This window comes from Burkholderia sp. BCC0397 (assembly GCF_902832865.1).
In the GTDB taxonomy this organism is placed as follows: Bacteria; Pseudomonadota; Gammaproteobacteria; order Burkholderiales; family Burkholderiaceae; genus Burkholderia.
In genome coordinates, this window is sequence record NZ_CADFDL010000002.1 from 121,332 (window position 1) to 146,906 (window position 25,575).

Here is a 25,575-nt window from a genome sequence, read left to right on the forward strand (position 1 = left end):
CGGATATTTTTTTGGCAAAACTCAATATTCTTTCATTCCCATTAACTCATTTTTACGCAAGATGAAAACGATTCTCTTTAAATAAACCACGCAAATCATTAAGAATGGCAAAAAACTCAAATTCCTCGATGCAGTTTTTTTAGCGGATCTGCTTTAATTGGTTCAGATCCGCCGCATTGCCTTTCTGTTTCGCGGGCGATAACGAGGTGTCCAAGGGAGAACTTCACGATGGTGACGTTGAACATCAACAACCGGCCGGCCGAGATCGACGCCGATCCGTCCACACCGGTGCTCTGGGTGCTGCGCGACAACCTCGGGCTGACCGGCACGAAGTTCGGATGCGGCACCGGCGACTGCGGCGCCTGCACCGTTCATGTCGACGGTCGGGCGGCCCGAAGCTGCACGCTGGCGCTGTCGGCGGTCGGAAGTGCGCACATCACGACGTCCGAACATCTCGCCGACGATGCGGTCGGCAAGGCCGTCCTCGACGCGTGGATCCGGCACGACGTCGCGCAATGCGGCTACTGCCAGAGCGGGCAGATGATGAGCGCGGCCGGCTTGCTGCGCGGCAACAAGGCCCCGACCGATGCCGACATCGATCGCGCGATGGCCGGCAACCTGTGCCGTTGCGCAACCTACCAGCGCATCCGCGCCGCGATTCACGATGCGGCTCACGCGCTTGCCTGAGCCTGCCGGGAGACTGTGACCATGCGTATCCGCACTTTCGGGCGCCCGGCAAGCGCCGACGCCCCCCACCGCGACGCGTCGCCCGTCACCGGAGCCGATGCGCCGATGCTCGGCCGGCGTGGCTTCCTGAAGCTGACGATGGCGGCGAGCGGCTGCCTCGCGCTCGGCATCGCGCCGACGCGCGCCGCGGCGCAAGCGGGCAAGACCTTGCAGGCTTCGCCACCGCAAGCATTCCTGATCATCGCGCCGGACAACACCGTGACCGTTGCCGTCAACCGGACGGAATCCGGCCAGGGCGTCAGCACCGCACTGCCGATGGCGCTGGCCGACGAACTCGATGCCGACTGGCGCAACGTGCGTACCGTGCTCGCGCCGGCCGGCGAGCCGTACAAGGATCCGGTGACGGGCATCCAGATGACGGCCGGCTCGACGTCGGTCAATCACTCGTTCGCGCAATACCGCGAACTCGGCGCGTCCGCTCGCACGATGCTCGTCGCCGCCGCCGCGCAGCGCTGGAACGTCGATCCCGCCACGTGCCGGACCGCGAACGGCGTCGTGACATCCGGCAGCTACCGCGCGACCTACGGCGAGCTCGCACCGGCCGCGATGGCGATGCCGGTACCGCAGCAGGTGCCGTTGAAGTCGCCGGACCAGTTCCGCCTCATCGGCAAGCCGACCCCGCGCCTCGACGCGCGCGCGATGCTCGACGGCACGCTCAAGTACGGGATGGACTGGCGCCTGCCCGACACGATGGTGGCCGTGGTCGCGCGCCCGCCGCGCTTCGGCGGCAAGGTGGCGAGCTACGACGCGGCGGCGGCCCGGGCCGTCAAGGGCGTGGTCGAGGTCGTCGAGATCCCGACCGATCGCGGCGGCACCGGCGTGGCCGTGATCGCGAACGGCTACTGGCCGGCCAAGCTCGGCCGCGATGCGCTGAAGATCACGTGGAAGGACGCCGGCTCGACCGTCACGTCCGCCGAACAGATGCAGGCGTACAAGCAGCTCGCCGGCACGCCGGGCACCGTGGTGCGCACGGCCGACGCCGGCAGCGCGCCGCCGGCGGCAACGCGAATCCGGAAGGACTACGAATTTCCGTATCTCGCGCACGCGGCGATGGAGCCGCTCAGCTGCACGGTCGATGTCGGGCCGGCGAGCTGCGCGTGCGGGATCAAGATCTGGGGCGGCTCGTCGCTGCAGACGACCGACCGCGCGGCGGTCGCGAAGGCGCTCGGCGTCGCCCCGGAGAAAGTCCAGATCTTCACGATGACGACGGGCGGCGACTATGGCCGGCGCTCGACGCCGACTTCAGACTACGTGGTCGAAGCCGCCCGCGTGTCCGCCGCGTACCTCGCGGCCGGCCATCTCGGCCCGGTCAAGACGATCTGGACGCGCGAGGACGATCTGCGCGGCGGCTATTACCGTCCGATGGTGCTGCATCGCGTCGACGTCGGCGTGGATAGCAGCGGCGCCGTGCGCGACTGGCAGCACGTCGTCGTCGGCCAGTCGGTGCTGAAGGGCTCGCCGCTCGAGCGCACGGCGATGCTCAAGCGCGGCACCGATCCCAGCCTGACCGAAGGCGTCGCGAACAGCCCGTACGCTTTCCCGATGCAGGTGTCGGTCCATCAGACCGACGCCGACGTACCGGTCCAGTCGTGGCGTTCGGGCGGCCATACGCATACGGCGTTCGTGATGGAGACGCTGATCGACGAACTCGCGCACTCGGCTCGGCAGGATCCGGTCGCCTACCGGATGGCGCGGCTGGCCGGCCCCGAGCACACGCCCCATCGCCAGGCGCTCGCGCTGGCCGTCGACCAGTCCGGCTATGGCACGCGCACGCTGCCGGCCGGCCACGCGTGGGGCGTCGCGATGCACGAAACGGCCGGCTCGGTCGTCGCGTACGTGACGGAAGTGTCGATCGAAGCGCAGCAGCCGCGCGTGCATCGCGTGACGGCGGGCGTGTATGCGGGCCGCATCGTCAACCCGACCGGCGCCGAAGCGCAGATCCAGGGCGGCGCGCTGTTCGGCCTCTCGACGACCAAGCCGGGCTTCGCGATCGACGTCGATCATGGCGCGGTGCGCAACGCCGGTTTCGCCGACTATCCGCCCGTGCGCATGCAGGAAGCGCCGCCGGTGGATGTCTTCTTCGTTCCGTCGGACGCTCAGCCGACCGGGTTGAGCGACGCCGGCGTGCCGCCGATCGCGCCGGCGGTGGCCAACGGTGCGTTCGTGCTGACCGGCGAACGGCTGCATGCGTTGCCGTTCGCGCCGATGCTGGTCGCCTCGGCCTCGCCCGCGATGACGGCGGCCCCCGCGGCGGCCGTCGACGAGGAACCGTACGGCGACCTGCCGGCCGGCGGCTGCCGGATGCCGCGCAAGGTGAAGCCGGCCGCGTTGAAGCCCAAGGCCGATCAAAGCCATGCAGGCGTCGGTCAGCCGAGCGCGGTGCCGAAATTCCTGCGGCCGAAACGGCGCGCCGGGATTCCGTGCATCGACGAGCTGAAGAAAGGCACGGTGACGTAGACGATCCGGCAAGCGCGCGATCAATCCGGGCAACCACTTCCAGTGATGCGCCGCGCGCCGGCCGCCCCGACACGGGACATGCCGCTTCAGGTTAGCAGTAGGGGGCAGCCGCGAAGGCGGTGGACTACGGCTTGTTCCATGGCCGACCATGGGTCCAGGATGCATTGACGCCGCTATGGTCGACCTGTCTCGCGGCGCCGCCTGGGGAGGAAGCCTCCATGAAGCCTGTTGCCGTGCCGGCCGCCGAATCGCCAGCGGCCGGCACGTCCAGCCTTTATCGATGCGCCAGAAGCCGCATCCGCGCGCCACTCACTGCGCGACGCCAACGAACGTCGGCAACAGCACGCGATAGACGTGAATCATCGCCGGCCCGAGCAGCACCATCATCAGCGCGGGAAAGATGCAGAAGATCAGCGGGAACAGCAGCTTCAGCGCGATCTTCGCCGCGCGTTCCTCCGCGCGCATCCGGCGCCGCGTGCGCAGCATGTCCGACAGCACGCGCAGCGATTCGCTGATGCTCGTGCCGAACCGGTCGGCCTGGATCAACATCGCGCAGAACGATTCGATATCCTCAACGCCGGTGCGCAGCGCGAGATTGCGCAGCGCCGTCTCCTTCGTGAAGCCGGAGCGCATCTCGAGCAGCAGCAGGTCGAGTTCGCTCGCGACCACCTCGCTGCGAAACCGCAGCTCCTCGCTCACCTTCATCAGCGCCGCGTCGAGCCCGAGCCCCGCTTCGACGCATACCGTCAGCAGGTCGAGCGCGTCCGGGAAATCCTCGAAGATCTTCTGCTGGCGCACCTTGACCCGCTGCGACAGCACGATGTTCGGGATGTAGTAGCCGATGCCGGCGAGCGCCACGAGGATCACCGACAGCAGCGCACGCTCGTCGCCGAGCGGCGTCGTGATCAGCACCAGCAGCGCCGCGCACGGCAAGCCGAGCGCGAGCACCGTCTTCGCGGTGAAATACAGCGCGGCCGCGCTCTGGTTGCGCCAGCCGGCATTCATCAGCCGGATGCGCAGCGGCGAATTCTCCCAGCCCTCCTTCGGCACCGACAGCTTCGAGATCGGGGTGGACAGCTCGACCAGCTTCGCGACCCAGCGCGACGCCGCGTCGTCGCCGTCGCCCGTGCCGGCGACGGCGCCCGCCCCGGCCCCGCCGGCCTGCTGGATCCGGCGCTGGATGCCGCGCGGCGCGAACAGCAGCATCGCGACGAGCACGCCGCCGACCACGAAGATGAACAATCCGCCCAGCATCACGGCCTGGACCACGCTCAGGTTTTGCATGACAGCCTCGCAACGGTTCGTTATTCGGCTCGCGCGTCAGACGCGAATGCGGACGATACGGCGGATCCAGAACAGGCCGAACAGCATCGACACCAGCATCGTGCCGACCATCCGGATCCCGGCCGGATCCTCCCAGAGCACCGACAGGAATTCGCGGTTCAGCAGCGCCATCACCGCCGCGGTGCCGAACGGCAAGAGCCCGAGAATCCATGCCGACAGCCGCCCTTCCGCCGACAGCACGCGCACCTTGTCGAACAGCTTGAAGCGCTCGCGGATCAGCCCGGCGATGCTGTCGAGCAGCTCGGCCAGGTTACCGCCCGTCTCGCGCTGGATCAGCACCGCGATCACGAAGTAGCGCAGGTCCTGCACCGGCACGCGCGTCGCAAGGTTCATCAGCGCGTCGTGCAGCGACACACCGTAGTTGACCTCGTCGAACGTGACGCGGAATTCGCCGCCCATCGGCTCGGAAAACTCGTCGCCGACCATCCCGAGCGTGCTCGTGAACGAATGGCCGGAACGCAGCGCGCGCGCGATCATGTCGCAGATTTCCGGCAACTGCCGCTCGAGCTTGCGCATCCGGCGTGCGCGGCGGCGCAGCACGTACATCATCGGCACCCACCCGGCGAACAGCGCGATCGGCACCGCGGCCAGTTGCGGCAACCGCGCGAAGCTCACCGCGAACCACGTGAGCACCGCGAACGTCGCGCTGAGCGTGATCAGCTTCGGCAGCGTCCAGTCGAGGCCCGACTGCTGGAGCACGAGATCGAGCGCGTGCACGCGCGGCATGCGCAGCAGCAGCCGGTCGAACGACTTCGATTCGTCGAGCATCCGCTTCTTCAGGATCGACAGCCGCTCCTGCTGGACGTTGCCGCCGGCCGACATCGCGCGAATGCGCGATTCGATCCGGCGCGCGGCGGCGCCGTGCCGCGCGTTCCACCATTGATAGATGCCTTCGATCGACAGCACGACCGCGACGAAGGTGAGAATCACAAAACCGTAAAAGATCGCATTCATGAGGCCTCCCCGGCAGCACACGGCGCCCTGGCGTCAGTCCGTCTCGTAGCGCACGGACGGGTCGTACAGCGAATCCGGCAGGTTGATGCCGAACGCCTGCAGCCGCTCGACGAACTTCGGCCGCACGCCGGTCGCGCAGAAGTGGCCGCGTACCGAGCCGTCGCGGTCCACGCCGGTGCGCTTGAACGTGAAGATCTCCTGCATGTTGATGATGTCGCCTTCCATCCCGGTCAGCTCCTGGATGCTGACGATCTTGCGCTTGCCGTCGGTCAGCCGCGCCGCCTGCACGACCACCGAGATCGCCGACGCGATCTGCTGGCGCATCGTCTTCGGCGGCAGCGTCAGGCCGGACACGCTGACCATGTTCTCGAGCCGCGTCAGCGCGTCGCGCGGCGTGTTCGCGTGGATCGTCGCGAGCGAGCCTTCGTGGCCGGTGTTCATCGCGTTGAGCATGTCGAGCGCTTCGGCGCCGCGCACTTCGCCGAGGATGATCCGGTCCGGGCGCATCCGCAGCGCGTTGCGCACCAGCGTGCGCTGCGTGATCTCGCCCTTGCCTTCGATGTTCGGCGGCCGCGTTTCAAGCCGCAGCACGTGCGGCTGCTGCAGTTGCAGTTCGGCCGCGTCCTCGATCGTCACGATCCGCTCGTTGCGCGGAATGAAACCGGACAGGATGTTGAGCAGCGTCGTCTTGCCGCTGCCGGTGCCACCCGACACCAGCACGTTGACCTTCGCGCGCGACAGCGCGTCGAGCAGCTCGGCCATCGGCGGCGTCAGGCTGTGGTAGCGCACCAGGTCGTCCATCTTCAGCGGGTTGACCGCGAAGCGCCGGATCGACATCAGCGGCCCGTCGATCGCGGACGGCGGGATGATCGCGTTCACGCGCGAACCGTCCGGCAGCCGCGCGTCGACCATCGGGCTCGATTCGTCGATGCGGCGCCCGACGCGCGACACGATCTTCTCGATCACCTTCATCAGGTGCGCGTCGTCGTAGAACGTCACGTCGGTCAGTTCGAGCTGGCCGCTGCGCTCGACATAGACCTGCCGGTAGGTGTTCACGAGGATGTCGGAAATGCCGGGGTCGCGCAGCAGCGCTTCGAGCGGGCCGAAGCCGAACATCTCGTCGTACACGTCGATCGCGAGCTGGCGCCGCTCGATGTCGTTCGCTGGCACCCGCTCCTCGTCGAGGATGCGCGCGATCAGCGCGCCGATTTCCATGCGGACCTGATCCTGATGCAGCCGCGACAAGCGCTCGAGCTCGACGCGCTCGAGCACGGCCAGGTGAATGTCGCGGCGCAGCTTCTGGTATGCGTCGCGCACCGACGAATGCGCCGGGCCGGCCGGTTCACTGCCCGCCGCCAGCGGCTGGGCCCGGTGCAAGGACATCTGTTCGCGCAATGACATGATGGTTCCCCGAAAGAATTACATCGACTTGAGCTTCGGCGTGGCCTTGCGGCCGAACAGCCGGGACATCAACGGTTCGCTGTGCGTCGCGCTGCGTCCCGCGCGCACCTCGCCGTCGACGAGTTGCTTCGCACAGCCCTGCAACGCCCGCGCGACCGCCGAGCCGCGCGCGAGCCGCGACACCGGATGGCCCTGGTTGATCGCTTCGAGCACGGTGTCGGCGTCGTCGGGAATCGTGCAGGCCGCCTGCAGGCCGAGCACTTCCTCGAGCGCGGTGCGGGTCCGCTCGCTCGCGCGCGTCGCGCGGTTCACGATCAGCCGCAACCGGTCGGTCGAGTAGCCGAGCGACACGAGGATCTCCAGCAGCCGGCGGCCGGCACGCACGTGCGGCATCGCGGGCTGCAGCACGATCTGGATCTGGTCGCTGCGATCGAGCGCGACCATCGACAACGGGTTGATGCCGACGCCGACGTCGAAGATCACGAAGTCGTAGCGCGGCGCCGCGACGCCGAGGATCCATTCGAGCGCGTCCTCACGCATCTCGGCGGCCTTGACCGGGTCGCCGGCGCCTGCCAGCACGTGGAAGTTTTCCGTCACGTGCGCGACGCTCGCGTCGAGAAACGCGCTGTCGAGCCGCTCGATCTGCTCGCACAGCTGCGGCAGCGTCGACGGCGGGGTTTCGTCACTGACGAGGAACGCCGCGTCGCCGAACTGCTGGTTCACGTCGATCAGCAGCACGCGGCGCTTGAAGCCCTCGGCGATCTCGAACGCGATGTTGCTGGCCGCGAAGCTCGTGCCGGCGCCGCCCTTGCACGACATGAACGACACGATCCGCGTGTCGTCGGTGTCGCGCCGCGTGCTTTGCGCGGCCGCCCGTTCGAGCGCGCGGCCCAGCGCCTGCGGATCTAGCGGCCACTGCAGCACGTCGCGCGCGCCTGCGCGCATCGCGTCGAGCAGCACGTGCGGCGATGCATCGGCCGTCACGAGGATGCATGTCAGGTTCGCGTGCGCGCGGCAGATGCGCTCGATCGCCGACAGCTCGGACGGCTCGAGCGACGTGCCGTCGACCAGCAGGATGTCGAACGCGTCGAGCCCGTCGGTGCGATGTTCGATCTGCGACGGGCGGCCGGTGGCCCGCGTCGTACGATAGCGTCCGCAGTCGGCCACGAGACGCGCGATCTGCGTGAGCCGCGCGGTGTCGTCGGAAGCTACGAGGATATTGATCATGTCGTGTGCCTCGTGTGTTCGTTTAGTTGCAGGCGGAGCCGCCGGTCGCGGAAGTCAGGCTTTCGCGCGGCAGCGTCGTCGTGAACGGCGGCATCTTCAGCGTGACGTTCACGAACGGGATCATGGTCTTGACGGTGACGTTCGTGACGCTCACCGTCACGAACGAGCACGTGTTGATGTCGCAACTCGACGGCGTGTAGCTGACCGACACGTTCGCGTTCGACAGCAGCGGCAGCAGCGATCGCACGCGCTTCACGACGCCCGCGGCGTTCACGTCGCAGACCACCGCCGTGCGTGCGCCGAGGCGCACGGCCTCGCTCGCGGTGTTCCAGTAGAACAGCACGCGGCCGAACTCGAAGATGCCGATCAGCAGCATGATCAGCACCGACGCGATGAGGGCGAATTCGACGATCGCCGCGCCGCGCTGCGCGCCCCGGCGAGACCGCGGAAAATGGCGTGCGTTCATGACACTTGCCTCATCACGGTGACGATGTTGCCGAAGGTGATCGACGGCAGCCCCGGGTACGCAGGAATCGGCTGGTACTGGTAGCCGCTGATCTTCACTTCGACGACGTTGATCGCGCCCGTGGCCGTGCCGCTTGCCGCGTTGTTGTTCGAATCGTAGGTCGGCAGGTTCGCGAACTGCGACGGATCGGACGCGTCGCCACAGCCGGTCGTGTGCTGGGCGTCGCAGATCGTGACCATCGACGTCGTGAGTCCGGGCACCAGCTCGGTGCCCGACGTGCCGCACGTCGTGCTGCCGTAGACGACCAGGCACTGCGCCTGCGACACCGGATACGCGCTGTCGGTCGGCAACCAGACCGACAGGTAGCGCGCCGCGTCGCGGGTCGCCTTGGTCAGCGTCTCGTACTGGTAGATCGCGCGGCCGAACTCGGCCACGCCGGTCGCCAGCATGATCATCGGCATCAGCACGAGCGCGAACTCGACGGCGACGGCGCCTCGGGTGCGCGAACGACGAATCGACAGCTTCTTCATGATCGTCTCTCCGCTATTGAACGAGCATCGGAACCTGGGTTCCCGACGCGCTGCCGCTGCCCGGCAAGCCGTGCGTCGCGCACGGGCTGTTGCCGGAGACCGACGAACCGAGGTATTCGAGGTGCGCCACGACGGCGCCGCTGCCGGCGCTGAACGGGAGCGGATCGAGCATCAGCACGCAATCCCATTGCGTGACGTGCACCTTGCCGCTGTTGCCGGACAGCGTCGAGCAGTCGCCCTCCGGCGCGAGCGCGACGCGGCGATCGCCGCCGAACGTCTGGTAGTTGCTCGCCGTCGCCGTGCCGTTGGTGGCGATTCCGCTGCCCGACGGCGGCGCACCGTCGCCCTGGTAAGACTTGAAGCCCGCGCGGTCGGCCACGAACTGCGTGTACGCGTCACCCTTGATGCCCGCCGTTCCGGGCGGCCCGTAGTCCGGCCCGACATACGCGTAGCCGGTGAAGTCGGGCTGGCCGCTCGAACCGTTCGCACCGTTCGTATAGATGCCGAAGCGCGTGTTCCAGGCCCGCTGCGATGCCGACTTCATGCCCGCGGTGCTCAGGTCCGGCGGGCTCGTGATGTTGCAGGTATTGCCCGACAGCTCGCTCGCGAGCGTCGTCTCGTTCGTCGAGCCGTCGAGCGCCGCCCAGCCGAAATTGCCAGGCCCGTAGGTCGACGACGAACCGGACGGCGACGAGATCCAGTCGCCGACCTTGTAGGCCGGATCGGACGGGCCGCGGCACACGAACACGGGAATCGCGCAGGTCGTCTGCCCGCCGCCGACGGTCGCGATCGCGCTCGCCGACACTTCCGCCGCATTCGCGAGCTTCGTGCCCGGCAGCACGTTCAGCACCTCGATGAACCAGTGCGCGATGTTGCTCAGCGTCGCGGTGCACTGCACGTACTTGATGCTCGCCGGATTCGTGACCGCGTTCTTCGCCAGGAACGGGTTGGTCAGCGAATCGCTGAACGTGACGTTCGCATTCGTCGACATCTGCACCGACTTCTTCTGGAAAAACACGAAATTCAGGTGGCCGGCGGCGATACCGTCGGCCTCGGCCACCGACAGGCTGATCGCCGACGTCAGGTCGCGCGCAGCCGACAGCGCGCAGGCATCGGCGCTGTTCTGCAGTTCGCTGCGCGTGACGTACAGCTTGCCGAGATCCAGCGCGAGCCCGACGAACCCGATCATCACCGCCAGCGAGAGGCCGACGATGATCGCGACGGCACCGCGCTGGCGGTGCAGGCTGCGACGCGTGACTTTCGGATAGCGGGCTGCGCGGTTCATGGCGTTCTCCCTGAGCGTGCTGTCGTTACTGCGTGGCCTTGCCGATGCCGATCACGAACGCATTGGCGGGCGGCTGGATCTGCTTGAACGACTTGTCATAGTTGTCGAGCGCGGCCGCGGCGGCGCTGCCGTCGACCCCCGATGCCGACGCCGGATGTTCTCCGGCATGCGGATCGATGATCTGGGCGTGCATCACGGTGCGGACCGAATCGCCGAAGCGGCTGTCCCACACCGGGGTCGACGACATGCAGCCGGCAAGCGCGAACGCGAGCGGGACGGCGAGCGCCGCGCGGCGCACGAATACGAGGTAGGCGGATTTCATGAGCTTCCCCTTGGAGGGCTTCAACGATCGGTGGACTGGGGTGCCGCGCCGGCGCGCGCAATCTGCGCGTTGGGCGCCGCCGCGGTCCGGTGCTTCGAGCGCGCCGTCGGCTGGGCCGACATATCGGGGCCGGCGGCCGCGAGGCGTGCGGCGGCGGCTTCGATGCGCGCGACGCGGGCCGCGGTAGCCGGGTCGGGCTCCGGCGGGGCGGCCGCGACCGGCGCCTTCGGCGGCTCGGCCGGCACCGGCGGCTGCACGTCGGCGTCCTGCGGCGCACGCGGCGCGGGCAGCGCGGCCGGCGCGACCGGTGCTTCCGATTGGGGCGCCGGAGCAGGCGCCGGCGCCTGGGCCGGGGTCTGCGGGGCGGCTGCGCCGTTCGCGGGTTGCATCGGCTGGGCGCCTGCCTTGCGCACGCCGCCGCGGCCTTCCATGTTGCCGGTCGCATACACGTCGACTTCGTTCGGCTTCGAGAAGCTGTCGGTCGGCAAGGCAACATCCGCGGTCTGCAGCGGCTTCACCAGGTGCGGCGTGATCAGGAAGATCAGCTCGGTGCGATCCTGCTGGAACGACGTGCTGCGGAACAGCGCGCCGAGCACCGGCACTTCTCCGACCCCCGGGATCGCCTTCAGCGCACCGGACGCGTTGTCCTTGATCAGCCCGCCGATCGCGAACGATTCGCCGTCGCTCATCTGCACCGTCGTCGATGCGCGCCGCGTCGTGATCAGCGGCAGGATCGACGTGCCGCCGATGTTGGACGCGCTCAGCGTGACGCCCGTCTGCGACAGCTCCGACACTTCCGGCGCAACCTTCAGGCTGATCCGGCCGTTCGCCAGCACCGTCGGCGTGAACTTCAGCGCGACGCCGAATTCCTCTTCCTGCAGCGTGATCGACGAGACGCCGTTGCTGCCGCTCTGCGGGATCGGGATGAAGATCTTGCCGCCCGCGAGGAACGTCGCTTCCTGGCCGCTGATCGTCACGAGATTCGGCTCCGCGAGGATCTTGACGAGGTTGTCGGTGTTCTGCGTATCGATCGCGACCCTGAACGGCTTGTTGTTCGCCTTGTTGAAGATGGCGCCGCTCGCGACACCGGCGAGCAGGTTGCTGACGAGCGCGCCGCTCCACGAACCAAAGCCGCCCTGGATGTTGAATGCGCTGCCCATCTGGTTGATCAGCGTCTTCGACACCTCGGCCACCTTCACCTCGAGCATCACCTGCTGCGGCGACGTGACGTTCAGCATGTTGAGCACGCCGCCGCCCTGCTTGCCGCCGCCCGCCGCATCGCCCGCGCTGTCGCCGTACGCATGGGCGATCTGCACGGCCTGCTGCGCGGCCTGCGAGCTCGACACGGTGCCGGCCAGCACGATCGTGCCGGCCGCGGTCGACACGTGGATGTCGCGCTCGTTCGGCATCAGTTGCAGCAGCGACGCCTGCAGGCCGCCGGCGTCCGCGCCGACCGCGACGTCGATCACGCGGCATGCGCCGCTGCGGCCCTGCACGATCATGTTGGTCGTGCCGACCGCAAGCCCGAGGATGTACAGCGTCTGCGGCGACACCATCGTTGCCTGCGCAACGGCCGGATTGCCGATCGTCCGGTTGCGCACCGGCTCCGGCATCGGCACCAGCAGCGACTTGCCGAGCGGCACGCTGACGCTGGTCGATTCGCGCACCGGGCCGACGCAGTTCGGCCCGCGCAGCGGCCCCGCCGACGCGGCGGGCGCGGCGGCCGGCACCGGCGCCATGCTGATCGTCATCTGCATCGGCCCCTTGCCGACCGCGGCCGGCGCGCTGGCGCCGCCCTTCGTCAGCACCGCCGACTCGATGCCTTCCTGCGCGAGTGCGCCATACACGGTCAGCCATCCCGAACAGAGGATCGCGGCCATCATCGTGCCCCGTGCGACGCGTGTGCGCAGTGGGCCGGTACCTGTGCGTTGCGGTTTGATCTTCATTTCGTCTGATCCCCCGAGAGACCGGCGCCGTGCCGGTTATCGACTTCCAAGGCCGCCGCGCGTTGCCGGCGGCCGGTTTGTTTGTCTGGCTGGTTTGATCTGCTTCAGAAACATTCGACGCTGCCCTTCACGCCGGTCAGCACGCCGACGCAATCGCGCCGCACTTCCGGCGCCGCATGCGACGCGACGTGTATGCGGACCGGCCGCGCATGGACGGGCGCCGGCGGCGCTTCCGGTGCGGGTTCCTTGCCGAGCAGCGTCATCTTCGTCGCGCCGTCGGTGTTCAGCGTCTTCTGGTCGACCTGGTTGCGCAGCACGAGCGACAGCGTGCCGACGCTGCGCGCGAGGTCGAGCCGTTCGGCCTGGTCGGGCGTGACTTCCAGCGTCACCGCGTTGACCACCTTCGGCGCCGTGTCGTCACGGCTGACCTGCTGCGCGACGGCGAGCACGAGGATGTGCTCGAGCACGATCTTGGAGATGCTCTGCCCGTCGGTCTTGCCCTGCTGCGCCTGCGTGTTGACGATCACGTCGACGTAGTTGCCCGGCAGCGCGAAGCCCGCGACGCCGACCACGTCGTTCACGCGCACCGTGATCGCACGGCTGCCGTCGGCGATCACCGCGGACAGCCCGCCCTTCGTGCCGACCGGCGCGAGCTTCGACTCGATCACCGGTTCGCCGCGCGACAGGCTGGTGCGTACGACGCGCCCTTCGAGCGCCTTCGTATCGGCGAACGCGCCGGTCGGCACGCTGCCCGACGGCCAGCTCACCATGTGGATCTGGTTCGGCCCGAGCGGCTCGCCCAGGTTCAGGTCGGTGGTGGCCACCGCGACGGACGTGACCGAGCTCGTGGATGTCTGCATCAGCCAGTGGGAGGCGAATACGACCGCGGCAAGACCCGCGATCATCGCGACGACCAGCATCATGACCGCTCGACTGTTTTTCATGGCAATGCTCCTCGACGAATCGTGAAAGAAACCGCTCAACCGGTGATGAACGTACGGCCGCCGCGCTCGATGGGCGGCGGATGGCTGCCGTCCCGTTCAGGCGCCGCGCCGAAGTAACTCGCCCACGCGTCGTACAGCGCGTCGTGCGTCACCTCGGGCGGATCGCCGCGGTAACGCGCGCCGGCGGCCACGAGGCGCAGCAGGTCCGCCGGAAAGCACGCGAGAAACGCCTTGCCGGTCGGCAGATGCAGCCGATGCAGCAGGAAGTCGAACGCATCGCTCGCCGACACGAGCCCGAACGATGCGCAGGCCGCGTCGTACACCGCGCGGTAGTCGTCGATCGACATCGCGCCGACGTGCAGCTTCGAGCCGAGGCGGCGCATGAACGCGTCATCGCAGAACTGCTCCGGCGCCAGGTTGCTCGAGAACACCGGCCACACGTCGAACGGCAGCACGAAGCGGTTGCCGGATTCGAGCGTCATGAAATCGACACCGCGATCGAGCGGACGCAGCCAGCGATTGAGCAGGTCGCGCGGCTCGACGCGCTGGCGGCCCAGATCGTCGACGACGTACATGCCCATGTTCGCCTTCATGTGCGGCGGCGCCTGGTAGAAGCCGGCCGCTTCGTCGCGACGCAGGTCGAGCTCGTCGAGCGTCAGCTCGCCGCCCGACATCACGACCGGCCGGCGACACAGGCGCCAGCGGCGATCGACCGACTGGCCGCCGGCCTGGACTTCCGCGTCGACATGCACGAGCGGGTCGTAGACCTGGATTACTTCGCCGGCCGCGCAGATCGCGTGCGGCACTGGCACGCGGCCGTGCATCAGCGCGCCGAGCCGCTCGGCGAGAAAGGTCTTGCCGCTGCCGGCCGGGCCGTAGATCAGCAGCGGCCGGCCCGCGTTCAGCGCGGCGGCCGCCGCATCGAGCACCGCCGTGTCGATCACGACGCCTTCGAACGCCGCCCACACGTCGCTCTGGCCGATGTGCAGCTTGCGCACCGAATGCGCGGCCACGCTCGCGAGATATGCGTCGAGTGTCACCGGCGCGGGCCCGCTGTAGCCGCTGCGCTCCCGTTCCTCGAGCGCGAGCACGCGGCCCGCATCGGTCAGGCGGAACGTCACGTCGAGATCGGTCGCGCCGCGATGGGTCAGCTCGACGAGATGCTCGCGCACCAGGAACGCAAAGACGTCGTCGAGCACCGCGAGCGGCAGGCAGTGTCGCTCGACCAGGTCGCCGTATGACGGGCGGCCGAGCACCAGCGTCGACTTCAGCACGAGGCCGCCGACGAACGCCATGCTCAGCCCGGTTTCCGCGAGCGAGCGCGGCGCCGACGGCAGCTGCGCGCCCAGCTTCGTATGGACCTCCCGCGACGGCGGCGGATCGGGCAGGCGTGCCACCTGCGCGTCGCGTCTCGGTTCGGTGTGGTTCGTGTTCATGATCGTTGCTTCCTCGTTGCGTTCTCGTTGCGGATCCGCCGCGCTATGCGCACGACGCGAACAGCATGCCCAGCGTGCCGGCCGCGATCGCCACGCCGTACGGCAGCGTGCCGACCGAGGCTATCTCGACGGGGCCGTCGTCGGCCTCGGCGCGCGCCGCCGGCGAGCGCCGCACGATCAGCGTGCGCACGTTCGCCCACATCTGGCGCATCCGCCCGCGCAGCAGCGCGTAGGCGATGGCGCCGATCCCGCCGGCCAGGAACGTGGCCAGCACGATGTAAAACGTCATTTCCGCACCGACCCATGCGCCGATCGCGAGCATCAGCTTCACGTCGCCCGCCGCCATCCCGCGCAACAGGTAGAACGGCAGCAGCAGGCCGAAGCCGGTTGCAGCGCCGGCGAGCCATCCGAGCACGCCCGCCGGCGCGCCGTGCAGCAGGCACTGGGCGACCAGCGCGCCGGCCAGGCCGAGCAACACGAGACGGTTCGGAATGCGACGGGTCGCGATGTCCGTGCTGGCAGCGGCGACCGCGAGCAGCGTCACGCACAACGGAACCGGATAAGGCAGCGCAACGGGAAGCATGGCGAACCTCGCGAATCGAATCGGTTGATCAGGAAACCATGGACAACGCGGTGGTCACGGCGGTGCTCACGGCAGCCGTCACGGCCGCGGCGATCACCTCGTACGCATCGCCGAGCGAGCCCTTCAGCGTGACGACACTGCCCAGTACCGCGATGGCGAACATCGATGCGAGCAATGCATATTCGATCGACGTCACACCCTGTTCGTCGGCGATCCAGCGACGTGCGACACGCGTGATGGCTTGCATGATGGTCTCCGGTTTCCGGTTGACGGAATCGCCGGGGACGGCTCGAACGCTGCACCAGCCGAGCCGTCCGCGGCATGGTGCATCAGATGCCTGCCACCGCCGAATCGAGGTCGGCCGCGATCGTGCTGAACACGGTCTTGAGGTCCTTCCCGATGGTCGACAGCGCGGCGATGATGCCGATCGCAATCAGGGCGGCAATCAGGCCGTATTCGATGGCCGTCACGCCGTCTTCGTCGCGAATGAAACGGCCGGCTTGTTGAATGAACTTGGACATGGTGATCTCCTTGCGTGGTAACTTTCAAAACCCTCGCGCACCGGCTGGTCGGATGACCGTGCATCGATACGTCGAGGTATGTCGTTGATGCCGTGTGGCGCCGCCGAACGATTCGAACGATTCGGACGAACCGTTCGTCGTACCGTCCGTCAGAGGCCTGCTACCGCCGAGTCCAGATCCGCTGCGATCGTGCTGAACACGGTCTTCAGATCCGTACCGACCGTCGCCAGCGCGGCGACGATGCCGATCGCGATCAGCGCGGCGATCAGGCCATATTCGATGGCCGTCACGCCGTCCTGATCCTGGACGAACCACGCGATCTTTTCGATGATTCTTGACATGAGCACTCTCCTTTCGGACTGCTATGAAATACCCTTCGTCGGTCAGGACGTCGGGGGTGGGCACCACCGGCACTACTCGAAAATTCGGAAGCGCAACGCTCAGCTGCGGGGACGGGTTGGCATATCCCTGTCCGTGCGAACGGGTATCAGTGAAACGGAGCGCGAGAGACGCGTGTACGGTTCGACCGGCCGGATGAACCGGGCAGGTCGATCGACCGGAACGGCACGACGGCCGTTCGACGCAGGGAATCCAGTTGAACGGGAGATGAACTCCCGGCAAAGCCGCAATGTGTCTTTAACGCGGCTTGCGATCCGCGATGTGCTGTGGTCTTTCATTTTTATTCCCCATGTACTGCCATGCCGCTTTCTTATCGCCCGGAAGCTATCGGGTCTGGTTGGTCGTTCGACGACGGTTCCCGCGGTTGATCGAGCTGGAGCTGCGTGTTCCCCGACGCGCGCCGGACCGTCTTTTCCGCAGGTGATTCGCGAGCCGGTTCGTCTGCCTGTTGCCTGAACCGCCCGGTCGTCACGCCGTCGACTGCCGTGCCAACGCTTACGCAAAGAGCAGGCCATCCCGGGCGGAATCGAGGCGCACCAAGGGTTCCGGCGATCCGCACGCCCCCCCGCCAAACGCCCGGCTGCCGAAATGTTTCAACTTTGATATACGCGGTTCGGGTGCACACGGTCGGCATGAAACCCCGTCGCCGCGCTGCACAAAGGATCCAAAAAATTTTCTCGGGATTTTCCCGAACGCGGCGAGCCGCTCGTGCGTCGCGGGTTCGGCGGCATGCACAGCCGGCAAAAATCGCGGAATGTTTCAGGCCAGAAACACGAATCCCCGCCGCGGCGTTTTCTCATACCAGAAATGGCGGTTTTCACCCGAATCGCTGAACACATTCAATGCCGGCCGGCCGTGCGTGGTTTGCATCACGCGTTTTTTTCTTCAACAATGAATTCACCGGACAACGCCATTTCAGAGCGATCGATCCGCAGGCACGACAACATCAAACGGCTGCGACAGACCACGCGGCCAAACGACAGACGGGGCATCATGCACACAGCCAATCGTGGTGAAACGCGGGTTCGCGCCAGACGCTGTGCTCAATGGCTGACGGCCGACCGGATCATTCCGTACAGCTGCATCATGCTGATGCTCTTCGCTGCGCTGCTGATCGTCTGGGGTGTCGTGACCGACGGCTTCACGTCGAATGCCACCGCCCGCCCCGGCACCGACTTCTCGGTCTTCTGGACCGCATCGCATCTCGTGTTGCAAGGCCATGCCGCGGCGGCCTACGACACCACGTCATTCCTGCAGGCCGAGTTCGCGCACTTCGGTGCGTATCTGCAAAACCGGCCGCTTCCCTGGCTCTATCCGCCGACGATGCTGCTGTTCATCGCGCCGGTTGCCCTCGTGCCTTTCCTGCCCGCTTACTTCCTCTTTTTCGCGGGCAGTCTTTTATGCTACGCGTTCGCCGTCTCGCGGTTGTCGGGGCTGCGCGCGCATCTACCCGTGCCGCGTGCCGCGGCGCTCGTCGTCGTCGCGTATTCGGCGGTGTGCATGTCCGCGCTGTTCGGGCAGAACAGCATCCTGACCGCCGGCCTCGCCGCACTCGCGCTGCATCTGCTCGGCAAGCGCCCGGTCGTGGCGGGCGTGCTGATCGGGTTGCTCGCGATCAAGCCGCAACTCGCCGTCGTGTTCCCGTTCGTGCTGATCGCGACGCGTGCGTGGCGCACCTTCGCGGCGGCGGCGCTCAGCGCGACGCTGTTCGCGGCGGCCGGCGTCGCACTGGCCGGCCCCGCCGCGCTGCACGGGTTGAGTCATGCGATGTCGACGGTACGCGAGCAGCATTTCATGCTCGCGTCGTACTGGCTCGCGTCGCCGACGCCGTTCGCCGCGTTGCGGCTCGCGGGCGCGCCGGTGGCGGCCGCGCTGGCCGCGCAGGCGGCGGTCGCGCTCGTCGCACTCGCCGCGGCCGTCGACGTATGGCGCCGCACGCGCGACATGCGGTTGCGCGGCGCGGTGCTGGCGGTCGCCACGCTGCTGACGACGCCGTACCTGTGGAACTACGAACTGACGTGGCTCGGCATCGCGCTCTTCTGCCTGATCGCGTACGGTCTCGACGAAGGCTGGCTGCCCGGCGACCAGGGCATCCTCGTGCTGGCGTGGCTGCTGCCGATCTTCGAAATGCTGAACCGGCTGATGAAGCTGCCGCAGATCGGGCCGGTCGTGCTGCTCGCGGTGCTGTTCGTCGTCGTGCGCCGCACGACGCTCGCGTCCCGGAGCGCACGATGAAAACGCCGTCGTTCGCCCGCCACGCACACCCGGCCGCCGACCTGCATCCGGAACTCCCGATCGCCGGTCCGCGCCGCTATCCGCACTGGCTCAATCGCGATCGCGTGCGCCTCTATGCGGCCGCCGTGCTGCTGACGGAACTGCTGTTCATCGTCATTTACCTGATCCGCCTGCACCTGTCGCACGACGGCGCGCTGGAGCCGCTGTCGCAGGATTTCTCGCCGGTCTGGAGCGCCGCATGGCTCGCCGCGCACGGGCACGGCGCCGACGCGTGGCATTACTCCACGCTGTTCGCGGTGCAAAAGCTCGCGATCCCGACGATGACGCTCGCGGACGGCACGCTGCCGTGGCTCTATCCGCCGACGATGCTGCTGCTCGTGCTGCCGCTCGGCTGGCTGCCGTACACGCTGGCGATCGTGCTGTGGCTCGGCATCGGAATCGCGCTGTTCGCGGCGGCGATCCGCGCGACCGTGCAGCGCGATGCCGCATGGCTGTGCGCACTTGCGTTCCCCGGCGCGTTCCTCACGGTGATCGTCGGGCAGACGAGCCTCTTCACCGCGACGCTCGCCGCTGTCGGCCTGCTCGCGCTAAATCGCCGCCCCGTCTGCGCCGGAATCTGTTTCGGGTTGCTGACGATGAAGCCGCAGCTCGCGGTGCTGTTCCCGCTCGCGCTGCTGTGTGCCGGCCAATGGCGCGCGCTGGCCGCATGGGCCGCGACGATCGCCGTCAGCGCCCTGCTCGCGACGCTCGCGTTCGGCGTCGGCCCGTGGATCGCGTTCATGCACTTGATCGCCCACGTCTACACAATCGTCGGCACCGGTCACGCGAAGCTCGCGCGCATGCCGACCGTGTTCGCGCTCGCAACGATGGCAGGCTGGCCCGTGTTCGTCGCGCGCGGCCTTCAGCTGCTGTCGGCGGCGGGCGCGGCGCTCGCCGTCGTCTACGCGTGGCGCGGCGCCTGTTCGTACGCGCTGCGCGCCGCGACCCTCGCGTGCGCCTGCCTGCTCGTCAGCCCCTATCTGTACGACTACGACCTGACGTGGTACGGCATCGTGATCGCGTGGTACGCACGCTATGCGTGGACGCACGGCTGGCGGCACTTCGATCGCGAATGGCTGATGCTGCTGTGGCCGATGCCGCTCGCGGGTCTCGCGATCGTGCCGCACCTGTCGTTCCAGTTCATGCCGCTCGTGACGCTCGCGTCGCTTGCGCTGCTCGTCAGCCGGATCGCCCAGGAAAGACGCGACGTGCCGTCGATGCCCGACGCGCGCGACACCTCGACCGAGACCGGGTTCACCCACCCGCTCCGACAGCACCACCGCCCGGCGCACGGCATGCGCCGCACCGACCGCCCGACGCTCGGCGCCCACCGGTAAAGCGACATCACAAGGGGAATCATCATGCGGGAATCCATCTACACGCCGCTCGTCTCGCTGGTCGTGCCGTTCTACAACGAAGGCGAAGCCGTCGAGCGCTTCTTCGACGTCGTGATTCCGTTGCTGACCGCGATCGACGCGATCCGCTTCGAGATCGTCTGCGTGAACGACGGCAGCCGCGACGACACGCTGGAACGCCTGGTCCGGATCGGCGCCGCCGAGCGGCGCGTGCGCGTGATCGACCTGACCCGCAACTTCGGCAAGGAAGCCGCGCTGACGGCCGGCCTCGACGAAGCGGCCGGCGACGCGGTGATCCCGCTCGACGCCGACCTGCAGGATCCGCCGAGCCTGATCCCGGTGCTGATCGAACACTGGCGCGACGGCGCGGAGGTCGTCGCGGCCAAGCGCAGCAACCGCGCGTGCGATTCGTTCGCGAAGCGCACCGCCGCCGCGATCTACTATCGCGTGCACAACCTGCTGTCGGACGTGAAGCTGCCGGAAAACGTCGGCGATTTCCGGCTGATGGACCGCAAGGTCGTGAACGCGCTGCGCAACCTGCCCGAGCGGCACCGCTTCATGAAGGGGCTGTTCGCGTGGGTCGGCTACAAGACCGTGATCGTCGAGTACCAGCGCGATCCGCGCAGCGCCGGGCACTCGAAATTCTCCGGCTGGAAGCTGTGGAATTTCGCGCTGGAAGGCATCACCAGCTTCAGCACCGTACCGCTGCGCAGCTGGACCTACATCGGCCTCGGCATCGCGGCGCTCGCGTTCCTGTACGGCAGTTTCATCATCTTCCGCACGCTGCTGTTCGGCAATCCGGTGCTCGGCTACGCGTCGCTGATCTCGGTCACGCTGTTCATCGGCGGCATCGAGCTGATCGGGATCGGCGTCGTCGGCGAATACGTCGGGCGGATCTACGACGAATCGAAGCAACGGCCCGTCTACCTGATCCGCCGCCGCTACCAGGCGCACGGCAAGGTGATCGAACTGCCGGTCGCGCGCGACGCACGCCGCCAGCCCGCCCGCCGGCGCGTGCAGCCGGCCCGGCCGCGTATCGGCGCGCGCTGACGCGCGGGCGCCATGATCGGCCTGCTCCAGGCCGAGCGCACGCGGCTCGTGCGCTTCGGCATGTCCGGGCTCTGCTCGACCGCGATCCACACGCTGGTCGCGACCGCGCTGTTCGCGCTGCTCGATGCGACGCCGGTCGCCGCGAACGCGGTTGCGTTCCTCTGCGCCACCGCGTTCTCGTATCTGGCGAATACGCTGTGGAGTTTCTCGTCGACGGTGCGCACCCGTAACGCGACGCGCTTTCTCGCGGTCACGCTCGCCGGCTTCGTCGAAACGATGCTCATCGCGCGCGCCGCCGAGGCGCTGGATGCGTCGCGCGCGATGGGCGTCGTCGCGATCGCGCTGCTGATCCCGCCCACGACGTTCGTGCTGCACCGGCTCTGGACGTACCGGTAAGCGGCCCGTTTCCCGTCCCCGCCAATAATCGGCCAATCAATTAACAGATTCAATGTCGTGATATTTATGTCACGCATCGATTCGGTTGATTCAGATTTTAAAATTAACCCGATAAATCATTTTATCGACCTGTTTACATTTACAGCTTCCATATTTAACCAAACGGGATAATCTGCATTTGCCGTCGTTGCTGCATGTGTCGATACCGGCGAAAAGCCTTGCAGCACAAGGCGATGGCGACTGCACGAAGCAATTCGCGCAACGATGAGTCCCATTACTTCAAACGGGAGCTTCTATGTCACGCGTTACCGATGTGCTCGTCTCGTTCGATACCGAAACCATTCTCAAAAAATATCCGAATCCCAGCAAGAATCCGGCCGCGCCGACGCTGATCGACTGGCGCTACGTCTATATGGTGACCAACCAGGACAACGTCATTTCCGGGCAGGCCGGCGGCGAGCTCGACCTGAAAGCGCAGGTCGGCGACCTGATCCGCTGGCGCGAAACGAGCCTGTCGCTGGGCTTCGAAAACCAGGTGGTGTTCTACAAGTTCATCGGCAACGTCGGCAACGACCTGATCTCGACGCCGACGCCGCGGGTCGCGGAAGCGTCGATCCCGGTGCCGAACACGAGCAAACCCGAAGTGCCGACGTGCCAGAAGGTCGCGAACTACTACTGGTCGTCGGAATGCCTGAAGGTCGGCCGGGTGACCTACCACTTCCAGTTCCAGATCATCGATCGCAACTGCCAGAGCCAGGGCTGCTTCTCGTGGGATCCGTTCATCTCGATCCATAACTGATCGCTGCACGCGGGCGGGCGCGCGACGGCCGCCCGTGCCGCTCTCTTGTTGCGGAGGACGTGCTCATGTCTGGTGTTCGTTGCGATGTACTCGCGATCGTCGACGCCATCACGCTGTTGTCGGCCTACCCCGATGCGAGCCGGGATGCCGACGCGCCGACCGTGATCGACGGCAGGCACATCTACGTGTTGAGTCCCGGCGACGCCGGGCAGGTCGGCCACAACGACAACCGGTTCTTCGCCGGCCTGCAACCGGGCGATCAGCTTCATCTGCGCGAAACCGCGCTGGCGCTGCGTGCGGAGGCGACCGTGCTGTTCGTCCGGTTCACGCTGAAGGACGCCGGCATCGTCGCGCCGATCGAAGCGGAAATCCGCGACGCCGCCACGGCGGTGCCGGACGGCGACGACCTGCTGCATCCGTCGTGCCGGCCCATGAAGGACCATTTCTGGCGCAGCGAGGTGCTGGCCCCGGGCGCCACCACGTGCAAGGCCGATTTCGCGGTGCTCGATCGCGACGGCGCCGTATCGGGCTACTTCCGCTGGGAAACGACGATCGAGATCGCCTCCAGCCGGCCGGACACGAAACCACCCGGCGTCAAACCGTAGCCGGATCGCGACGGCCATTTCACGCTGCCGTCGCATACCGACTTCAACGCGATCGGCGCGGAGGACGGCGCCGACAACGACTACGACGACGCTCACGTGATCCTGCAGAGGCGATCACATGAGCGTCGCCGCGTGCCGGATTCAGGTGCGCGGCAGCCCCGGCGGATTGGTCTGCGACCGGTCGATCGCCTCGGCATCGAGCCGCCAGTGATCGAGCGCCTTCCGGTAGCTGCCGTTCGCGATCAGCGCATTGATCGCGATGGTCAGCGGATCGGCGAGGCCGCTGCCCTTGCGGGTCGTGATCGCGATATCCGCGGTGCGCGGCCAGCCGCCGCTGACGGTGCCGATCAGCTTCGCATCGCCGCGCAGCGACGCCTGGTACGCGAGCATCGAATTCACGCTGAAGATCGTGTCGACCCGGCCCGATTGCAGCGCGACCCAGCGCTCGGCCGCATCCGCGTAATACTGGATCTCGACCGGCGCGAGGCCGCGCGCGACGTTCTGCCGGTTCCATTCGAGCAGGATCTTTTCCTGGTTCGTGCCCGAATCGGTCACGACGCGCAGCCCGGCGACATCCTTCGGCTCGCGGATCGCGGCAAGCTTGCTGTTGGTCTTCACGTAGAAGCCGAGCTGGTCCTTCCGGTAGGTCGAGAAGTCGAACTTCTCCTTGCGCTGCTCGGTGACCGTCACGTTCGAGATCACCGCGTCGACCTTGCCGGACTGCAGCGCGAGTGGCCAGTCGGCCCATGCGAGCGGCACGATCTTCAGCTTGCGGCCGATGCTGTCGGCGATCAGTTGCGCGAGATCGGGATCGAAGCCGACCACCGTGCGTGCGTCGGTCGCATAGGTGCTGAGCGGCGGCAGGTTCGGCGCGATGCCGATCGTCAGCGTGTTCGCTTCGGCAAACCGGAAGCCGGCCGGCAGCGCCTGCTCGACCGCCGGGTTCACGGCGCCGCGCTGCCGGGCCGGCTGCTCGGGGCTCAGGTCGAACGACGCGGCGTGCGCGGCGACGATGCTCCCGGCGATCAGCGCGATGGCCAGCATGCGGACGATTTGCGTAGCGGGAAAGGCGGTTCTTCTCATGTCTTGTGGAGTCCTGTTTTTATTCGAGGATGCTTGAAGCGAGCGCGGGCAGCGGGCCGGCAACGTTCGGCGCCGGTCGCTGCCCCGCCGGGTCGGTCACGCAGGCGTCGCTTCGAGTTCGACCGCGGCCGCATGCTGCGGCACGGGTTGCACGACGGACGACGGCTGCCTCGCCTGCGCCGACTCGCCCGCATACAGCGCCTTCGGGTCGAACACGCGCGCCTGCAGCGGCGTGAACGCACGGAAGTTCCACAGGCTGCGCGCGACGAACACGCGCTGCACCCAGCGGAACGCGCGGTCGTTCTCGTCGTACTGCGGATCGAAGCGGTCGCGCGAATGCAGCGTGAAGTGGTTGTTGATCAGCACCAGCTTGCCCGGCGACACCTGCACGCCGAACGACACCTCGCGCACCGCGCGATACAGGTTGGCCAGCGCTTCCTGCGCGCGCGTGTTGACCGCCAGCACCATGTCCGGATAGAACGCGACCGTCACGCGCGGCGCATCGATCGGCCCCGACAGCACCGCGCTCAGGTCGGTGTTGTCGCGCGGCGTGGGCGCCGCGCCACGCCACCGGTACGGCACACGGATGATGTAGTGCTCGCCGTAGAGTTGCGCAATATCGTCCGGCGACAACAGTTGCAGCGCGCGGCGCGCATCGGCGAGCCGCGTGTACGGGCCGCCGCCGACCTCGCTGCGCACGCCGAGCAGCAGCAGCACGAACGGCGACGTGTCGCCTTCCGGCATGTGGGCCTGCGCGGCGTTCTCGATATGGAAGTCGAGCTCGACCTCGGAGCCGAGGCCCGTATAGTCGCGCGCAGTCGCCTTGTGCGGCGTCAGGTTGTTCACCAGCTCGCGGCCTTCGTGCGCGATCGAGTACGGCTCGCCGGCCAGCGTGCTCAACGCGACCAGCACGTTCTCGCTCAGCACGCCGGCCTTGAACGAGCGGCCGGTTTCCTCGAACCGCGGGCTGCCCTGCACGTCGTCGTCGATCGGCAGGTTGTCGATCTCGATCGAGCCGTGCGCGTCCGCGGTCGGCGCCTTCGCCCGATCGAACGCGTCGACGATCCGGTCGGGAAACGCGTTGTAGGCCAGCTTGCGGACTGCGCTGATATAGCCTGCGCCGCCGGCCGGGTCGTAATCCAGCGCGCCGAGCGTGTTGCGGATATGAGCGGATTCTGCTGCCGTCAAAGCGATGCGTGCATCTGCGAGATAGGTCATAGGTCTCTCGTATAAAGATCTGGTTCGAAGAGCGGCGTGGCATCACCGCCGCGCTCCGCCGTCCTCGGGGCGAAGCGCTCGACAAGACTAGGAGACCGTCATTGCATTGCGAAATGATATTAATTCGATTGCTAACAAAAATTATCGATATAAGTTCAGCAATGCGGCCGGAACCGGTTCACGTCGTTTGCGCCGTCCTTAACACGAATACTTGTTAAAAAATCGCTGCTTAT

At 67.2% G+C, this 25,575-nt stretch carries 27 protein-coding genes; 9 read left to right on the forward strand and 18 right to left on the reverse strand.

Annotated elements, in window-relative coordinates; genetic code table 11:
- Window positions 1-228: 228 nt before the first annotated feature.
- Both HWX03_RS05620 and HWX03_RS05625 read left to right on the forward strand, forming a co-directional pair.
- Window positions 229-687, forward strand: a complete 459-nt coding sequence (locus tag HWX03_RS05620) for a (2Fe-2S)-binding protein (protein WP_175870608.1) — start codon at window positions 229-231, stop codon at window positions 685-687.
- A 21-nt stretch (window positions 688-708) separates the two neighbouring features.
- On the forward strand, window positions 709-3,204 hold the full coding sequence (locus tag HWX03_RS05625) for a xanthine dehydrogenase family protein molybdopterin-binding subunit (RefSeq protein WP_175870609.1): 2,496 nt from the start codon (window positions 709-711) through the stop codon (window positions 3,202-3,204).
- 309 nt (window positions 3,205-3,513) lie between these two features.
- On the opposite strand, the gene HWX03_RS05630 is transcribed toward HWX03_RS05625, so the two are convergent.
- The 15 genes from HWX03_RS05630 to HWX03_RS05700 all read right to left on the reverse strand — a co-directional run bounded on the left by HWX03_RS05630 (window position 3,514) and on the right by HWX03_RS05700 (window position 16,504).
- Window positions 3,514-4,488: a type II secretion system F family protein gene (locus HWX03_RS05630; RefSeq protein WP_175870610.1), complete on the reverse strand. Its 975-nt coding sequence runs from the start codon at window positions 4,486-4,488 to the stop codon at window positions 3,514-3,516.
- A gap of 36 nt (window positions 4,489-4,524) precedes the next feature.
- Window positions 4,525-5,502: a type II secretion system F family protein gene (locus tag HWX03_RS05635; protein WP_175870611.1), complete on the reverse strand. Its 978-nt coding sequence runs from the start codon at window positions 5,500-5,502 to the stop codon at window positions 4,525-4,527.
- A 33-nt stretch (window positions 5,503-5,535) separates the two neighbouring features.
- Entirely contained in the window at window positions 5,536-6,903 is a 1,368-nt protein-coding gene (locus tag HWX03_RS05640) for a CpaF family protein (RefSeq protein ID WP_175821033.1), read from the reverse strand.
- An 18-nt stretch (window positions 6,904-6,921) separates the two neighbouring features.
- On the reverse strand, window positions 6,922-8,130 hold the full coding sequence (locus HWX03_RS05645; RefSeq protein ID WP_175870612.1) for an AAA family ATPase: 1,209 nt from the start codon (window positions 8,128-8,130) through the stop codon (window positions 6,922-6,924).
- 22 nt (window positions 8,131-8,152) lie between these two features.
- Window positions 8,153-8,596, reverse strand: a complete 444-nt coding sequence (locus tag HWX03_RS05650; RefSeq protein ID WP_175821031.1) for a TadE family protein — start codon at window positions 8,594-8,596, stop codon at window positions 8,153-8,155.
- Complete coding sequence (locus tag HWX03_RS05655; protein ID WP_175821030.1) at window positions 8,593-9,126, reverse strand: TadE/TadG family type IV pilus assembly protein; 534 nt, start codon at window positions 9,124-9,126, stop codon at window positions 8,593-8,595. The genes HWX03_RS05650 and HWX03_RS05655 overlap by 4 nt, the downstream gene beginning before the upstream one ends.
- Window positions 9,127-9,139: 13 nt before the next feature.
- Window positions 9,140-10,411, reverse strand: a complete 1,272-nt coding sequence (locus tag HWX03_RS05660) for a TadE/TadG family type IV pilus assembly protein (protein WP_175870613.1) — start codon at window positions 10,409-10,411, stop codon at window positions 9,140-9,142.
- A gap of 25 nt (window positions 10,412-10,436) precedes the next feature.
- A complete protein-coding gene (locus tag HWX03_RS05665; RefSeq protein ID WP_175870614.1) occupies window positions 10,437-10,733 on the reverse strand; it encodes a hypothetical protein in 297 nt (98 codons plus the stop codon).
- Window positions 10,734-10,753: 20 nt separating this feature from the next.
- On the reverse strand, window positions 10,754-12,679 hold the full coding sequence (locus HWX03_RS05670) for a type II and III secretion system protein family protein (RefSeq protein ID WP_175870615.1): 1,926 nt from the start codon (window positions 12,677-12,679) through the stop codon (window positions 10,754-10,756).
- 104 nt (window positions 12,680-12,783) lie between these two features.
- Complete coding sequence (gene cpaB, locus HWX03_RS05675) at window positions 12,784-13,623, reverse strand: Flp pilus assembly protein CpaB (protein ID WP_175870616.1); 840 nt, start codon at window positions 13,621-13,623, stop codon at window positions 12,784-12,786.
- Window positions 13,624-13,658: 35 nt separating this feature from the next.
- A complete protein-coding gene (locus HWX03_RS05680) occupies window positions 13,659-15,059 on the reverse strand; it encodes an ATP-binding protein (protein WP_175821025.1) in 1,401 nt (466 codons plus the stop codon).
- Window positions 15,060-15,102: 43 nt separating this feature from the next.
- Window positions 15,103-15,642 carry a prepilin peptidase gene (locus tag HWX03_RS05685; protein ID WP_175870617.1) on the reverse strand — a complete coding sequence of 180 codons (540 nt, stop codon included), beginning with the start codon at window positions 15,640-15,642 and terminating at the stop codon, window positions 15,103-15,105.
- Window positions 15,643-15,670: 28 nt separating this feature from the next.
- Window positions 15,671-15,889 carry a Flp family type IVb pilin gene (locus HWX03_RS05690; RefSeq protein WP_175870618.1) on the reverse strand — a complete coding sequence of 73 codons (219 nt, stop codon included), beginning with the start codon at window positions 15,887-15,889 and terminating at the stop codon, window positions 15,671-15,673.
- 82 nt (window positions 15,890-15,971) lie between these two features.
- Window positions 15,972-16,163: a Flp family type IVb pilin gene (locus tag HWX03_RS05695; RefSeq protein WP_050015343.1), complete on the reverse strand. Its 192-nt coding sequence runs from the start codon at window positions 16,161-16,163 to the stop codon at window positions 15,972-15,974.
- A 149-nt stretch (window positions 16,164-16,312) separates the two neighbouring features.
- The gene (locus HWX03_RS05700; RefSeq protein ID WP_050015345.1) at window positions 16,313-16,504 is read right to left on the reverse strand and encodes a Flp family type IVb pilin; all 192 of its coding nucleotides are present in this window, start codon (window positions 16,502-16,504) and stop codon (window positions 16,313-16,315) included.
- On the opposite strand from HWX03_RS05700, the gene HWX03_RS05705 reads away from it, so the two are divergent.
- Window positions 16,503-17,018: a hypothetical protein gene (locus HWX03_RS05705; RefSeq protein ID WP_175870619.1), complete on the forward strand. Its 516-nt coding sequence runs from the start codon at window positions 16,503-16,505 to the stop codon at window positions 17,016-17,018. The two genes, HWX03_RS05700 and HWX03_RS05705, sit on opposite strands and share 2 nt — an antisense overlap.
- 413 nt (window positions 17,019-17,431) lie before the next feature.
- Here the strand turns inward: HWX03_RS05705 and HWX03_RS37185 are convergent, their stop codons facing one another.
- Complete coding sequence (locus HWX03_RS37185; RefSeq protein WP_279612213.1) at window positions 17,432-17,557, reverse strand: hypothetical protein; 126 nt, start codon at window positions 17,555-17,557, stop codon at window positions 17,432-17,434.
- Here HWX03_RS37185 and HWX03_RS05710 point away from each other — a divergent pair.
- The 6 genes from HWX03_RS05710 (at window position 17,556) to HWX03_RS05735 (ending at window position 23,041) form a co-directional block, all read left to right on the forward strand.
- Window positions 17,556-18,797, forward strand: a complete 1,242-nt coding sequence (locus HWX03_RS05710) for a glycosyltransferase family 87 protein (RefSeq protein ID WP_175870620.1) — start codon at window positions 17,556-17,558, stop codon at window positions 18,795-18,797. The genes HWX03_RS37185 and HWX03_RS05710 overlap by 2 nt on opposite strands.
- Window positions 18,794-20,173, forward strand: coding sequence for a glycosyltransferase family 87 protein (locus HWX03_RS05715; RefSeq protein ID WP_175870621.1), 1,380 nt, complete (start codon window positions 18,794-18,796; stop codon window positions 20,171-20,173). The genes HWX03_RS05710 and HWX03_RS05715 overlap by 4 nt, the downstream gene beginning before the upstream one ends.
- Before the next feature lie 24 nt (window positions 20,174-20,197).
- Window positions 20,198-21,241, forward strand: coding sequence for a glycosyltransferase family 2 protein (locus HWX03_RS05720; protein WP_175870622.1), 1,044 nt, complete (start codon window positions 20,198-20,200; stop codon window positions 21,239-21,241).
- Between the two features lie 12 nt (window positions 21,242-21,253).
- On the forward strand, window positions 21,254-21,637 hold the full coding sequence (locus HWX03_RS05725) for a GtrA family protein (protein ID WP_175870623.1): 384 nt from the start codon (window positions 21,254-21,256) through the stop codon (window positions 21,635-21,637).
- A 295-nt stretch (window positions 21,638-21,932) separates the two neighbouring features.
- The gene (locus HWX03_RS05730; protein ID WP_006483191.1) at window positions 21,933-22,436 is read left to right on the forward strand and encodes an inclusion body family protein; all 504 of its coding nucleotides are present in this window, start codon (window positions 21,933-21,935) and stop codon (window positions 22,434-22,436) included.
- Between the two features lie 65 nt (window positions 22,437-22,501).
- Window positions 22,502-23,041, forward strand: coding sequence for an AidA/PixA family protein (locus HWX03_RS05735; RefSeq protein ID WP_175870624.1), 540 nt, complete (start codon window positions 22,502-22,504; stop codon window positions 23,039-23,041).
- A 141-nt stretch (window positions 23,042-23,182) separates the two neighbouring features.
- Here the strand turns inward: HWX03_RS05735 and HWX03_RS05740 are convergent, their stop codons facing one another.
- Window positions 23,183-24,124, reverse strand: a complete 942-nt coding sequence (locus tag HWX03_RS05740; protein ID WP_175870625.1) for an ABC transporter substrate-binding protein — start codon at window positions 24,122-24,124, stop codon at window positions 23,183-23,185.
- Between the two features lie 96 nt (window positions 24,125-24,220).
- Window positions 24,221-25,342: a TauD/TfdA family dioxygenase gene (locus HWX03_RS05745; RefSeq protein ID WP_175870626.1), complete on the reverse strand. Its 1,122-nt coding sequence runs from the start codon at window positions 25,340-25,342 to the stop codon at window positions 24,221-24,223.
- Window positions 25,343-25,575: the final 233 nt, after the last annotated feature.

Excerpts from the sequence above, each read along its gene's own strand:
- HWX03_RS05620 (WP_175870608.1), top strand. The coding sequence starts at position 229 with ATGGTGACGTTGAACATCAACAACCGGCCGGCCGAGATCGACGCCGAT.
- HWX03_RS05625 (WP_175870609.1), top strand. The coding sequence starts at position 709 with ATGCGTATCCGCACTTTCGGGCGCCCGGCAAGCGCCGACGCCCCCCAC.
- HWX03_RS05630 (WP_175870610.1), bottom strand. The coding sequence starts at position 4,488 with ATGCAAAACCTGAGCGTGGTCCAGGCCGTGATGCTGGGCGGATTGTTC.
- HWX03_RS05635 (WP_175870611.1), bottom strand. The coding sequence starts at position 5,502 with ATGAATGCGATCTTTTACGGTTTTGTGATTCTCACCTTCGTCGCGGTC.
- HWX03_RS05640 (WP_175821033.1), bottom strand. The coding sequence starts at position 6,903 with ATGTCATTGCGCGAACAGATGTCCTTGCACCGGGCCCAGCCGCTGGCG.
- HWX03_RS05645 (WP_175870612.1), bottom strand. The coding sequence starts at position 8,130 with ATGATCAATATCCTCGTAGCTTCCGACGACACCGCGCGGCTCACGCAG.
- HWX03_RS05650 (WP_175821031.1), bottom strand. The coding sequence starts at position 8,596 with ATGAACGCACGCCATTTTCCGCGGTCTCGCCGGGGCGCGCAGCGCGGC.
- HWX03_RS05655 (WP_175821030.1), bottom strand. The coding sequence starts at position 9,126 with ATGAAGAAGCTGTCGATTCGTCGTTCGCGCACCCGAGGCGCCGTCGCC.
- HWX03_RS05660 (WP_175870613.1), bottom strand. The coding sequence starts at position 10,411 with ATGAACCGCGCAGCCCGCTATCCGAAAGTCACGCGTCGCAGCCTGCAC.
- HWX03_RS05665 (WP_175870614.1), bottom strand. The coding sequence starts at position 10,733 with ATGAAATCCGCCTACCTCGTATTCGTGCGCCGCGCGGCGCTCGCCGTC.
- HWX03_RS05670 (WP_175870615.1), bottom strand. The coding sequence starts at position 12,679 with ATGAAGATCAAACCGCAACGCACAGGTACCGGCCCACTGCGCACACGC.
- cpaB (WP_175870616.1), bottom strand. The coding sequence starts at position 13,623 with ATGAAAAACAGTCGAGCGGTCATGATGCTGGTCGTCGCGATGATCGCG.
- HWX03_RS05680 (WP_175821025.1), bottom strand. The coding sequence starts at position 15,059 with ATGAACACGAACCACACCGAACCGAGACGCGACGCGCAGGTGGCACGC.
- HWX03_RS05685 (WP_175870617.1), bottom strand. The coding sequence starts at position 15,642 with ATGCTTCCCGTTGCGCTGCCTTATCCGGTTCCGTTGTGCGTGACGCTG.
- HWX03_RS05690 (WP_175870618.1), bottom strand. The coding sequence starts at position 15,889 with ATGCAAGCCATCACGCGTGTCGCACGTCGCTGGATCGCCGACGAACAG.
- HWX03_RS05695 (WP_050015343.1), bottom strand. The coding sequence starts at position 16,163 with ATGTCCAAGTTCATTCAACAAGCCGGCCGTTTCATTCGCGACGAAGAC.
- HWX03_RS05705 (WP_175870619.1), top strand. The coding sequence starts at position 16,503 with ATGAGCACTCTCCTTTCGGACTGCTATGAAATACCCTTCGTCGGTCAG.
- HWX03_RS05700 (WP_050015345.1), bottom strand. The coding sequence starts at position 16,504 with ATGTCAAGAATCATCGAAAAGATCGCGTGGTTCGTCCAGGATCAGGAC.
- HWX03_RS05710 (WP_175870620.1), top strand. The coding sequence starts at position 17,556 with ATGCACACAGCCAATCGTGGTGAAACGCGGGTTCGCGCCAGACGCTGT.
- HWX03_RS37185 (WP_279612213.1), bottom strand. The coding sequence starts at position 17,557 with ATGATGCCCCGTCTGTCGTTTGGCCGCGTGGTCTGTCGCAGCCGTTTG.
- HWX03_RS05715 (WP_175870621.1), top strand. The coding sequence starts at position 18,794 with ATGAAAACGCCGTCGTTCGCCCGCCACGCACACCCGGCCGCCGACCTG.
- HWX03_RS05720 (WP_175870622.1), top strand. The coding sequence starts at position 20,198 with ATGCGGGAATCCATCTACACGCCGCTCGTCTCGCTGGTCGTGCCGTTC.
- HWX03_RS05725 (WP_175870623.1), top strand. The coding sequence starts at position 21,254 with ATGATCGGCCTGCTCCAGGCCGAGCGCACGCGGCTCGTGCGCTTCGGC.
- HWX03_RS05730 (WP_006483191.1), top strand. The coding sequence starts at position 21,933 with ATGTCACGCGTTACCGATGTGCTCGTCTCGTTCGATACCGAAACCATT.
- HWX03_RS05735 (WP_175870624.1), top strand. The coding sequence starts at position 22,502 with ATGTCTGGTGTTCGTTGCGATGTACTCGCGATCGTCGACGCCATCACG.
- HWX03_RS05740 (WP_175870625.1), bottom strand. The coding sequence starts at position 24,124 with ATGAGAAGAACCGCCTTTCCCGCTACGCAAATCGTCCGCATGCTGGCC.
- HWX03_RS05745 (WP_175870626.1), bottom strand. The coding sequence starts at position 25,342 with ATGACCTATCTCGCAGATGCACGCATCGCTTTGACGGCAGCAGAATCC.